The sequence below is a fragment of the Nocardia sp. NPDC050408 genome (genome assembly GCF_044458905.1).
Classification (GTDB): domain Bacteria; phylum Actinomycetota; class Actinomycetes; order Mycobacteriales; family Mycobacteriaceae; genus Nocardia.
The window spans coordinates 356,472-370,092 of the sequence record NZ_JBITIL010000001.1; the positions used below are offsets into that span (position 1 = coordinate 356,472).

General features: G+C 65.6%; 1 protein-coding gene (running past one end of the window). It reads left to right on the forward strand.

Annotation, left to right across the window (positions count from 1 at the left end):
• A protein-coding gene (locus ACIBJI_RS01790; protein ID WP_364340754.1) for a non-ribosomal peptide synthase/polyketide synthase crosses the window boundary here: on the forward strand, nucleotides 1-13,621 show its 5' portion. It continues 4,022 nt past the right edge of the window; only the first 13,621 of its 17,643 coding nucleotides appear in the window; it begins with the start codon at nucleotides 1-3; the stop codon falls past the right edge of the window.

Genomic DNA, 13,621 nt, shown 5'->3' on the forward strand with positions numbered 1-13,621 from the left:
GTGCACGGTACGGAGTTGGGTGGGGCGCGACCGGACGAGGCCGCGCGCCCGGCGAGTGACTGCTTACCGGAGGCTTCGGACAACCAGCCGTTTCCGCTCGCACCGGCGCAGCTGGGGGTCTGGTATGCGCAGTTGCTCGATCCCGACGTGCCGATCAATGTGGCCCAATACGTCGATGTGCCGGGCGTGCTGGATCCCGCGATCCTGCAGGAAGTGACGGTCATCGCGGCGCGGGAATACGAATCGGTGCTGGTGCGCCTCGGTGAATCCGACGGCATGCCGTACCAGTGCGTCGATCCCGCGAATTCCGTCGATATCCAGGTGATCGACCTGCGCGAATATGCCGATCCGGTGGCCGCGGCACACGAATGGATGCGCGCGGATGCGAGCGCGCCGGTCGATATGCTGACCGATCCGCTGTTCGCCGGTGCCGTGCTGCGCGTCGCTGACCAGCGGTGTTTCTGGTATCTGCGGGCGCATCACATCGTGCTCGACGGATTCGGCGCGCTGACCAATACCCAGCGGGTGGCGCAGCTGTATACCGCCAGCGTGCTCGGCAACGACCCGCAGGCGGTCCAGCCGGGTGCGCTGACCGAGTTGGTCGACAGTGAACGCGCCTACCGGGATAGCTCTCGCTTCGAAACCGACCGTGCGCACTGGGCTGAACGGGTCGCCGGGCTCGACGCTGCGACCAGCCTGGACGGGCGGAGCGCACCGCGTTCGGCGACCAATCTGATCGCGCGCCGGGTATTGCCGGACGCGCTGATCGATCGGATGAATTCGCTTGCTGCGAACCAAGATTCGACGATCGCGGTGGTGCTGCTCGCGGCCTTCGCCGGATATCTCGGGCGGTTCACCGATCGGGACGAGGCGGTACTGAGTCTGCCGGTGACGGCGCGCACCACCGCGCTCATGCGGCAGTCGGCCGGAATGCTGTCGAATATCGTGCCGCTGCGGCTCGCGGTCGACGGCACCTGGGGGGATCTGCTGCGGGCCACCCGCGTGGAGGTGGCGGGTGCGCTGCGGCACCAGCGGTATCGGCACGAGGACATCCGCCGCGACGCCGAGCACGACGGGCGGCCAGCGCGCCGTGCGCTGTTCGGTCCGCTGGCCAACATCATGCTGTTCGGCAGCGAGTTGACGCTGGGCGATGCGGTCGGCCGGTACCACGTACTGTCCACCGGGCCGGTGGAGGATATGAGCCTCAATGTCTATTACGGCGAGCGCGACAGCGTGCACGTCGATTTCGAGGCGAATCCGAATCTCTATGCGGCCGATGACATCGCGCGCCATCAGACGCGGTTCGTGCGGTATCTGGAGCGGTTGCTGGCCACCGAGGTCGATACGCCGATGTCGGCGGTGGCCGTGGCGACCGAACTGGAACTCGAGGTCAGCACCCGGATCTGGAATGCGACCGGCTTCGATGTGCCCGCGGCGCTCGCCGGTGCGCCGACACTGGTTTCGATGTTCGAGGCGCAAGTCGCGCGGACGCCGGATACGGTCGCGGTGCAGTTCGCGGGTGTGCCGGACCTGACGTATCGAGAACTCGCGGCGCGCAGTAATCGGCTGGCACGGCATTTGATTGACCTCGGCGTCGGACCTGAGACGCTGATCGCGCTCAACATCCGTCGGTCGCCGGAGCTGGTGATCGCGATGTATGGCGTGCTTGCCGCGGGGGCGGCGTATGTGCCGCTGGATCCGGATCATCCGGCCGAGCGGACCGCGCACATTCTGGCGACCGCGCGACCGGCATGCGTGCTGACGACTGAGGCCACCGACCTTGCCGGAGTGCCGGTGATCCGTCTCGATGGGCTGGATCTCGCCGATTATGCGGATGGTCCGGTCTGGGATCGGGAACGTACCGCCGCGCTGCGGCCGAGTCAGCCCGCGTACGTGATCTTCACCTCGGGGTCGACCGGGCGGCCGAAGGGGGTGGTCGTCACCCACGAGGCGATCGTCAACCGGCTGGTGTGGATGCAACAGCAGTATCGGCTGTCGGCCGATGATGTTGTACTGCAGAAGACGCCCGCTACCTTCGATGTGTCGGTGTGGGAGTTCTTCTGGCCGTTGCAGATCGGGGCGCGGCTGGTGCTCGCCGAGCACGACGGTCATCGCGATCCGGCCTATCTGCGGGCGGTGATCACCGAATATAATGTGACAACAGCACATTTCGTGCCGTCGATGCTGGAAGTGTTTCTGGCACAGTCGGAGTGCACCGGACGTACGGCACTGAGAAGGGTCTTCGCGTCCGGAGAGGCGCTGCCCGCCGCGCTGGCACAGCGGCTGCGGGTGCTGACCGGTGTGCGGCTGCACAACCTGTACGGTCCCACGGAGGCGGCGGTCGACGTCACCTTCCATGAAGTGACCGATACCGATACCCTCTCGGTGCCGATCGGCGCGCCGGTCTTCAATACCCGGCTCTATGTGCTCGATTCGCGGCTGCGGCCGGTACCGGTCGGGGCTGCGGGTGAGCTGTATCTGTCGGGGGTACAGCTCGCCCGTGGCTATATCGGCCGCCCCGGGCTCACCGCCGATCGGTTCGTCGCGGATCCATTCGGGTCGGCTACCCGGATGTATCGCACCGGTGATCTGGTGCGCTGGACTACGCACGGTGAGCTGGAGTACCTGGGCCGCACCGATTTTCAGGTGAAGTTGCGCGGGCTGCGGATCGAACTCGGTGAGATCGAAGCCGTGCTCGGAACCGTCGATTCGGTGGTGCGCGCGGTGGTCGTGGTGCGCGATGACGCCGGGGTGGGCGAACAGTTGGTCGGCTATGTGGTCGAGTCCGAGCCCGGCACCGTGTCTGCTGGCCAACTGCGCACCGCGGCGTTGCGCGCGTTGCCCGCGTATATGGTGCCTGCCGCGTTCGTGGTGATGGACGCGCTGCCGGTGAATGCCTCCGGCAAATTGGATCGTGCCGCGCTGCCCACGCCTGAGCGGGTCGAATACACCGCGGTCACGACACCGGTAGAAGCTGTGGTCGCGCGGGTATTCGGGGCGGTACTCGGACACGATCACCTCGGGCGCGATGACGATTTCTTCGCCCTCGGCGGCAATAGTTTGGTGGCCACCCAGGTCGCGGCGCGTTTGGGCGCCGAACTGGGCTGTCGGCTCGGGGTTCGCGAATTGTTCACCGCTACCACGGTGTCCGCACTCGCCGAACTCATCGAGCGGGCGGGTGGATCCAGTGGCGTGCCGGTGCTCGCGCAGCTGCGGGCGCGACACCGGCCGCCGCTGGTTCCGCTATCTCCGGCGCAGCAGCGGATCTGGTTCCTCAATCGGTTCGAGACTTCCAGTGCCGGTTACAACATGCCGTTCGTGGTGCGGTTGCGCGGTTCGGTCGATATTTCGGCGCTGCGGCTGGCCTTGGCCGATCTGGTCGATCGGCATGAGGTGCTGCGCACGATCTTTCCCGCGGTATCGGACGGCGTGGCGGCCCAGCAGGTCGTGCTGTCCACGGACGAGGTTGTCGTCGTGGGGGAGCCGGAATCGATCGGTGTGGCCGAACTGGACGAAGAGCTGGCTCGGTTCGCGGCGCTCGGATTCGACCTGGGGCGCGAAATACCCATTCGGGCACGGATCTTCCTGGTCGATGACGAGAGCTGTGCGCTGGCACTGGTGCTGCATCACATTGCCGCGGACGGCTTTTCGATGCGGGTATTGGCACGAGATGTGATGTCCGCGTACGGATTCCGGCATTCGGGTGTTGTGCCGGAATGGTTACCGCTGTCAGTGCAGTACGTGGATTACAGTCTCTGGCAGCATGAATTGCTCGGCTCCGCGTCCGATCCGAACGCTGCGCTGGCCCGGCAACTGGAGTTCTGGACCGCCACGCTCGCCGGTGCGCCCGATCTGATCGAGCTGCCCGCCGATCGGTCCCGGCCCGCCGTCGCATCCGGACGCGGTGCGGTCTTCGGATTCGAAATTCCGAGCGAGGTGCACGCCGGAGTCGTGCAACTCGCTCGTGCCCAGGGTGTTTCGAACTTCATGGTGTTGCATGCCACGCTCGCCGTGCTGCTTTCGCGGCTGTCGGGCAGCGACGACATCGTGATCGGCACGCCGGTGGCCGGACGTGGTGAACGGGCGCTGGACGATCTCATCGGCATGTTCGTCAACACCCTGGTGTTGCGAACCGTAGTCGATACCGCCGCGCCCTTCTCGGCGCTGCTCGCGAGGGTGCGCGAGACCGATCTCGCCGCCTTCGGTCATGCCGAATTGCCATTCGAGCAGCTGGTCGATGCCATTAACCCACCGCGCTCGCAGGCGCGGCATCCGATGTTCCAGGTATTGCTCGCTTTCGACAATGCCGCGGACATCGCGTTCGAACTCCCCGATTTGTCGGCCTGCACCAGTAGGCTGGACACCGGAGTGACCAAATTCGATCTCCAGCTCACGGTCACCGAAGGCTTCGCCGGTGCCGGACTCGGGGAAGGTCCGGCATCGGCGGGGGTTCGGGCGGAGTTCACCTACGCCACAGATCTATTCGACAAATCCACTATCGCGGACTACGCGCAGTGGTTGGTTCGGTTGCTACGGGCGATTGTTGTCGATGCCGAGCTAGCGGTGGGGGATCTGCCGCTGCTGGATATGGCGGGACGGCAGCGTGCGATCGAGTGCGGAGTCGCGGAGTCGTCGAGTCGTGTTGCGACACTGCTGGCCTCATTCGAGACGCAGGTACGGCGGACGCCCGAGGCCGTCGCGGTGGTCGACGGGGATAGCGCGCTGACGTATGCGGAGTTCTCGCGGCGGGTGAATCGGCTTGCTCGGCGGCTGATCGCCGCCGGGGTCGGGCCCGAGACGCTGGTCGTGCTCGGTATGCGGCGGTCGGCGGACTTCGTTGTCGCGGCCTATGCGGTATTGACCGCGGGTGGCGGGTATGTGCCGGTGGATCCGGATCAACCAGCGGCGCGGCGGGCACAGGTCGTTTCCTCGGCTCAGCCGGTCTGTGTGCTGACTCGGGCGGGTGACGGGTGGTCGACCGGGCCTTCGGTCCGGGTGGCGGATGCACTGGATTGCTCCGGCTATTCGGATGCGCCCGTGCTGGATTCGGACCGGCTGAGTCCTTTGCGCGCGACGAATACGGCGTACGTCATCTTCACCTCCGGATCCACCGGCGCGCCGAAAGGTGTTGCGGTGCAGCATGCCTCGGTGGTCAATCAGATCGACTGGATTGCCGACGAATACGGCATCGGCGCGGACGATGTGGTTCTGTTCAAGACTCCGTCGACCTTCGATGTGTCGGTGTGGGAGCTGTTCGCGCCATTGGCGCGCGGTGGGCGCGTGGTCGTCGCCGCGCATGACGGGCATCGGGACAGTGCTTATCTTGCGGCGACCATCGCGGCGCACCGCGTGACGATGACCTCGTTCGTGCCATCGATGCTGTCGGTATTCGCCGATGCCACCGGTATTGCCGAGATCGCCTCGTTGCGTGCGGTTTTCGTAGCGGGTGAGGCGATGACCGGTGAAGCCGCGGCGAGCTTTGCCGCGGTGTGCCGAGCCGAACTGCACAACTTATACGGCCCAACTGAATTCACGGTGCACGCCACTTATGCGGCCGTCGATGCCGGCATGTCAGGGCCGGTGCCGATCGGTCGGCCGGTTCGTTCGAGTCAGTTGCTGGTGCTCGACGCCCGGTTGCGGCCGGTGCCGGACCTGGTCGTCGGCGAGCTATATCTCTCCGGCGTTCAGGTGGCGCGCGGGTACCACGGGCGGACGGAATTGACCGCCGAGCGGTTCGTGGCCGATCCGTATGGCCCGGCCGGTGCCCGGATGTATCGGACCGGTGATCTGGTGCGACGCAATCGGGCCGGGGATCTGGAATACCTGGGGCGCGGTGACTTTCAAGTCAAGCTGCGGGGGCAGCGGATCGAGCTCGGTGAGATCGAGGCGGTGCTCGTCGCTAACGACGATGTGCGTTCCGCGGCTGTGCGGGTATTTTCGCATGCCGCGGGTGAGCTGCTGGTCGCCTATGTGGTCGCTGCAATTCCGGAGACAGAACTGGCCGAGGTGCTCCGGGAGCGGCTGCGCGCTGTGCTGCCCTCCTACATGGTGCCGACGGCCTATGTCGGACTGGCGGAAATGCCGCTGACCAGCTCGGGCAAGTTGGATCGCAAGGCATTGCCGGATCCGGTGCCGACCGCCGGAAAATTTCGTGCGCCTGTCACCCCTACCGAGCATGCGGTTGCCGAGGTATTCGCGGCGGTGCTCGGTCTCGATCGGGTCGGGCTGGACGATGACTTCTTCGCGCTCGGCGGAAACTCCCTGGTGGCCACGCAGATTGCGGCGCGGATCGGGACGGTGGTCGATGCCGATATTCCGGTGCGGCTGTTGTTCGAGCATTCGACGGTGGTCGCCTTGGCCGCGCATCTGCCCGGTTCAGGGTCTGCGCGACGGGCGTTGGTCGCCCAGACCCGCCCCGATGTGGTGCCGCTTTCCTATGCGCAGCAGCGGATGTGGTTCCTCAATCAGTTCGATGCCGCCTCGGTTGCGAATAATCTGACTGCTGCGGTGCGACTGATCGGCGCGCTCGATCTCGGTGCGTTGACCGATGCGGTTGCCGATGTCATCGCCAGGCATGAGGCGCTGCGCACGAGGTATCCAGCGGTTGACGGTGTTCCGCGTCAGGAAGTGCTGCCGGTGGATGCGGTTTCGCTGGCGCCGGAACCGGTTGATGCCACGGAATTGGCTGATCGGATTCGAGCGTTGGCGGCGATGCCTTTCGCGATCGACCGTGAGGCGCCGGTTCGGCTCACGCTGCTGCGCACTGGGACCGAGCATGTGCTGGTTGTATCCATCCATCACATCAGTGCGGACGGTTGGTCCATCGCGCCGCTAACTCGGGATCTGATGGTCGCGTATGCCGCACGTCGCGTGGGTTCGGAGCCGAACTGGGTGCCGCTGCCGGTGCAGTACGCCGATTACACACTGTGGCAGCGGGAAACGCTCGGTGCGCAGGAGGATCCGGAATCTCTGATCGCCGAACAGATCCGGTATTGGTCGAACGAATTGGCCGATCTGCCGGATGTGTTGACACTGCCGGGGGATCGGCCCCGTCCGGCGGTCGCGTCGGGGCGTGGTGCGCGCTATGCCTTCACTATCGATGCCGCGACCCATCATCGGCTGCGTGATGTGGCCGAGGGCGCGAACGCCTCCCTGTTCATGGTGCTGCATGCGGCATTCGCCACGCTGTTGGCGAAACTCGCTGGGCAGCAGGATATTGCGATCGGGACTCCGGTCGCCGGGCGCGGTGCGGCCGCGCTGGACGGGCTCGTCGGCATGTTCGTCAACACCCTTGTGCTGCGGACCGATGTGCGGCCCGAACTGACTTTCGCCGAGCTGATCGCGGCGGTTCGCGACGGTGATCTGCGCGCCCTCGCACATGCCGATGTGCCGTTCGAGCGGCTCGTGGAGGTTTTGCATCCGGAGCGTTCCGCGGCACGGCATCCGCTGTTCCAGGTCATGCTCGACTTCCAGAACACCGCGCAGACCAGCCTGGAGTTGGCCGGTCTAGCCGCCTCGATGCTCGATATCGATACGCGAACAGCGAAATTCGATCTGCAACTGACGCTGTCGGCGGACGCAGCCGATATGGCAGCAACTTTCGAGTACGCCACCGACCTGTTCGATGCGCGGACGGTCGCTTCGTTCGCGACTCGACTGCAGCGCGTGCTCGATGCGGTCGCCGATCCACACGTGCGGATCGGTGATATCGATCTGCTCGCCGACGATGAGCGCGCGCTGATCCTCGACGCCTGGAATGCGACAACACATCCGGTGGATGTCGATGCAACGTTGGTATCGCTGTTCGAGGCGCAGGTCGCGCGGACTCCGGATGCCCCTGCGGTCACCTTCGAGGGCGAGTCGCTGGCCCACCCGTCGCCCGACCACCACCCCCCATCGAGTCGCTCCGCGACGCTGACGTATGCGGAATTCGCGGGTCGGGTGAATCGGCTCGCGCGGCTGCTGGTGTCCATCGGGGTTGGTCCGGAGACCACGGTGGCCATCGGTATGCGGCGGTCGGTGGATCTGGTCGTGGCGATTTACGCGGTGCTCACGGCGGGCGGTGCGTATGTTCCGGTGGATCCGGAGCATCCGGCCGAGCGTGTCGGCCATTCGCTGCGGATGGCGCGCCCGGGGTGTGTGCTGACCCGCTCGGAGGATGGGCTGGATCTAGGCACCGACCGTGCGTGGGCGGTGCTCGACGTGGATCTGTTCGACACCTCCGATTACTCGGATGCGCCCCTAACCGACGACGATCGGCTCGGCCCCTTGGTGCCGGGCAACACCGCGTACGTGATCTTCACCTCCGGATCGACGGGGCGGCCGAAGGGGGTCGCGGTTTCGCATGCGGCGATCGTCAATCGTCTGGTGTGGATGCGCGAAACCTACGCGCTGACCGGTGCTGATGTGGTGCTGCAGAAGACGCCCGCCACCTTCGATGTGTCGGTTTGGGAGTTCTTCTGGCCATTGCAGGTCGGGGCGCGGTTGGTGGTGGCGCGGCCGGATGGGCATCGTGATCCGGCGTATCTGGCGCGGGTTATTCGTCGCGAGCGGGTCAGCGTCGCGCATTTCGTGCCGTCGATGTTGGTGGTGTTCGTCGCGGAACCGGCTGTGGCTGAGTGTGATTCGCTGCGGATGGTATTCGTGTCAGGGGAGGCATTGGCCCCCAAGCCTGCTCATAGATTGCGTGAGCTGACCGGTGCGGCAGTACACAATCTGTACGGTCCGACCGAGGCAGCGGTGGATGTCACCGGCCACGAGGTCACCGATGCGGATGTGGATACCGTGCCGATTGGTGGGCCGGTATTCAACACCCAGGTCTATGTGCTCGATGCGCGGTTGCGTCCGGTGCCGGTGGGGGTTGCGGGCGAGTTGTATCTGGCCGGTGCGCAATTGGCGCGCGGATATATCGGACGACCGGATCTGACGAGTGATCGGTTCGTTGCGAATCCGTTCGGCGATGGTGCGCGGATGTATCGCACCGGGGATCTCGTGACCTGGCGTGCGGATGGGGTGCTCGAGTATTCGGGTCGCACGGATTTCCAGGTCAAGCTGCGTGGTCTGCGGATCGAGCTCGGTGATATCGAAAGCGCGCTGACCGCGATGGATTCGATTGCGCAGGCGGTGGTTGTGCTGCGGGATGAGCAGCAACTGGTCGCATACGTCGTCGCGGAAACGCAGGTCGATTCCGATGCCCTGAAATCTGCTCTGAGCATGCAACTGCCCGCGTATATGGTGCCGGCGGCGTTTGTCGTACTCGATGACTTTCCGCTGAATGCCTCCGGAAAGTTGGATCGGAAGGCCTTGCCGGCGCCCGTATTCGAGGCTGCTGTTTTCCGCGCCCCTGTCACGGCGACCCAGGAAATCGTTGCGCGGACCTTCGCTGAAGTGCTGAATGTCGAACTGGTCGGGCTGGACGACGACTTCTTCGCCCTCGGTGGAAACTCACTGAATGCCACGCAGGTCGTGGCCCGTTTGGGCGCGGCGCTGGATATGCGGCTGCCGGTGCGAATGCTGTTCGAGGCAGCCACGGTTGTGGCATTGGCGACCGCGACCGAGGCGCATGAGGGGCGCGGATATGTCGCGTTGAGCCCGCGCTCGCGCCCAGCGCGGATTCCGCTTTCACCGGCTCAGCAGCGTATGTGGTTCCTCAACCGATTCCTTGCCGACGATTCGGGCGATGCCGTGGACAACATTCCGGTGGCGCTGCGGCTCACCGGCGATCTCGATGTGGCGGCATTGTCCGCCGCGCTGGCGGATGTGGTCGCTCGGCACGAGACGCTACGGACGATCTACCCGGAAAGCCTCGATGGCGCGGTGCAAGTGATCATCCCCGCGGCGCAGGCTATTGCGGCTTTGCGGCCCGAGCTTGTCACCGAGGCGGAACTCGAACCGAACCTTTCCGCATTCGCGGCGACCACCTTCGATCTGACCACGACGGTGCCACTGCGGGCCCGACTGTTCACGGCTGGCAACGAACACGTGCTTGCGCTTGTGCTGCACCATATTTCGGCGGACGGCTTCTCGCTCGGACCGCTCGCCAGCGATCTCATGACCGCCTACGCCGCGCGCCGTGCCGGCACCGCGCCCGCATGGCCGGCATTGCCCGTGCAATACGCCGACTACACACTCTGGCAGGCCGAGACGCTGGGCGATGAAGCCGATCCGGAGTCGCAGGCGCACCGGCAGCTCGCCTTCTGGCGGTGTGCGCTGGCGGGTCTGCCCGAACAGTTGGAGCTGCCCACCGATCGGCCGCGACCTGCAGTCTCGTCATATCGCGGCGACACCCACCGGCTCCGCATCGACTCCGATCTGCACAGTGAACTGCGCGAACTGGCCCGCAAGCGGGAAACGACGCTGTTCAGCACAGTGCATGCGGCGCTCGCGGTGTTGTTGTCCCGATTGTCGGTCAGTGCGGACATCGCAATCGGCACGCCGGTCGCCGGTCGCGGTGACGCAGCGCTCGATGGGCTGGTCGGGATGTTCGTCAACACCCTGGTACTGCGCACTCACATCGACACCAGGGCGCGCTTCGAGACGGTGCTGGATACCGTTCGCGCACAGGATATCGAGGCGCTGTCGCATGCGGATGTGCCGTTCGAGCGGCTGGTCGAGGTCATTGCGCCGGCGCGGGCGCAGAATCGGAATCCGCTGTTCCAGGTGGCGTTGACCTTTCAGAACTTCAAGCTTGCGTCGCTCGAACTACCCGATCTCGTGGTGCGCCCGGTCGAATTCGATGCGGCGGCAGCCAAATTCGATCTGCAGTTCACGGTGGTCGAATCCGATGACGCCGGTGGCCGTGCCGATGGCATGGACATCGAGATCACCTATGCGACCGACCTTTTCGATGCGGGCACAATCGCGATTTTGGGTCGTCGGTTCACGCAGGTGCTGGCCGCCATCGCCGCGGATGCCACGGTGGTGGTCGGGGATATTCAACTGCTCAGCGCTGAGGAACAGCACCGCGCGCTGCACGAATGGTCCACTCCGACAAGGGCTTATGTCACCGCGACGGTCACGCTCGCCGAGAGGTTCGCGCTGGCCGTCGCGATCGATCCGACGGCCGTCGCGGTCCGCGCAGACGCCCGATCGTTGACCTATGCCGAACTCGACGCCTGGTCGAATCGGCTGGCGCGGCGGCTCATCGCGGCCGGGGTCGGACCCGACGCGCTGGTGGCGGTGGCGCTGCCGCGGTCGGTGGAACTCGTCGTCGCATTGGTCGCGGTGATCAAGGCGGGTGGCGGATATCTGCCGATCGATCCGAATTATCCGGCCGATCGGATCGAATACGTACTCGATGATGCCCGCCCGATCTGTGCGATAACCAGCGCCGGAACCGGATTGGCACCCGGCTGGTTCGGCGGGCCGGTAATCGATATCGCGGCCGGGAATCAGCGTTCGACCGCTATCAGCCAGGCGGAGCGACGTAGGCCGCTGAATCCGGCGCATACGGCTTACGTCATCTATACCTCCGGATCCACCGGGCAACCGAAGGGCGTGGTCGTCCCGCACCGCAATGTGTTGCGCCTGCTGGATAACACCCAGTGCCACTTCGAGTTCGGACCCTCGGATGTCTGGACGCTGTTCCACTCCTACGCCTTCGACTTCTCGGTCTGGGAGCTATGGGGTGCACTGCTGCATGGTGGCACGCTCGTGGTGGTCGACTACTACACCTCGCGCTCACCGGAGCAGTTCCTGGAACTGCTTGCCGAGGAACGGGTGACGGTGTTGAACCAGACACCGTCGGCCTTCTATCAACTGATTGCCCCGCCGCCCGCCGAACTCAGCTTGCGCTATGTGATTTTCGGCGGCGAGGCGCTGGAACCGCAGCGGCTCGGCGCCTGGTTCGCCAGGTATCCGCGCTCGCCGCGACTGGTGAATATGTACGGCATCACCGAGACCACCGTGCATGTGTCCTACCGGCCGATCGAGGTCGGTACCGGTTCGGCGAGTGTGATCGGTGGGGCCATACCCGGATTGGTCGTGCGGGTGCTCGATGCGCGGCTGCGGCCGGTGCCGGTCGGCGTGCCCGGCGAGATCTACGTTTCGGGTGGTCAGTTGGCCCGCGGCTATCTCGGACGGCCCGCGCTCACCGCGAGCCGGTTCGTTGCCGATCCGTACGCCGGGGACGGTGCCCTGGCGTATCGGACCGGTGACCTCGCACGGTGGACCGTCGACGGTGAGTTGGAGTATCTGGGCCGGGCCGACCAGCAGGTGAACCTGCGCGGGTTCCGCATCGAGTTGGGAGAGATCGAGGCAGCGCTACTGGACGCGAGCGCAACGGTGCGCGAGGTGGCGGTGGTCGTGCGCAGCGATCTGGTGGATGAGCCGCGCATTGTCGCCTATGTGGTCGGCTTCGCTGGGATCGATGCCGCTGACCTGCGACAACAACTCGCGCGGCGGTTACCCGAGCATATGGTGCCAGCCGCGATCGTGGGGGTGCAACGAATTCCCTTGACCGTCAACGGGAAGCTGGATCGGGCCGCGCTGCCCGCACCGGAGTTCGAGGCGTCGACCTACCGCAAGCCGGGGACGGTCGTCGAGGAGATTGTCGCGGGCGTCTTCGCGGATGTGCTCGGGATGGCCGAGGGCGGTCTGGTCGGTGCGGATGACGACTTCTTCGCCCTCGGCGGTTCTTCCCTGCTGGCCGCGAAGGCCGCGGCCCGCATCGGCGCGGCGCTCGGGCGCACCGTTGGGGTGCGTGCGCTGTTCGAATCGCCGCGGGTCGCCGACCTCGCCGCAGCGGTCGGCACGAGCGATCCGGCTGCGCCCAGGCCCGCACTGGTGGCGGGGGCACGTCCGGGCCGGATTCCGCTTTCCCCGGCACAGCAGCGGATGTGGTTGCTCAACCGGTTCGATCAGCACTCGATTGCCTACAACATTCCGGTGGCGCTGCGGCTCACCGGCGCATTGGATATCGCGGCGCTACAAGCCGCGGTCGCGGATCTGATCGGTCGCCACGAGTCGCTGCGGACTCGATTCCCGGAGATCGACGGTGCGGCGACTCAGCTGATCGTGCCCGTCGCGCAGGCGATTCCGTCGCTGTATCCGATCGATATTGCCGAAGACACCCTGTCGGAACGCGTTCGGGAGCTGGCCGCCACTACCTTCGACGTGACCGTCGATATCCCGGTCCGGATGCGGCTGTTCCGGATCGGGGGGCGCGCGGAGTTCGTATTGGCGGCGGTGCTGCATCACATTGCCGCCGACGGATCCTCGCTCGCGCCGTTTGTCCGTGATCTGATGTTGGCTTACCGCGCACGCTTGGATGACAGCGCACCCGGTTGGACGCCGCCCGCCATGCAGTACGCGGATTACGCACTGTGGCAGCGTGAACTGCTCGGCAGCGAGGACGATCCCGAATCGCTGTCGGCACAGCAGATCGCGTACTGGACCCGGACGCTTGATGGACTGCCTGATCAGCTGTCCCTGCCGACCGATTACCCGCGGCCCGCCCGGCAGAGTTTGCGTGGCGCGAAGGTGGAGTTCGCAATCGACGCGCGATTGCACAGCGCGCTCGTCGCGCTCGGACGACGCAGTGGCGCAACGCTGTTCATGGTTGTCCATGCCGCATTCGCCGCGCTGCTCGCTCGGCTGTCCGGCAGTTCGGATATCGCGGTCG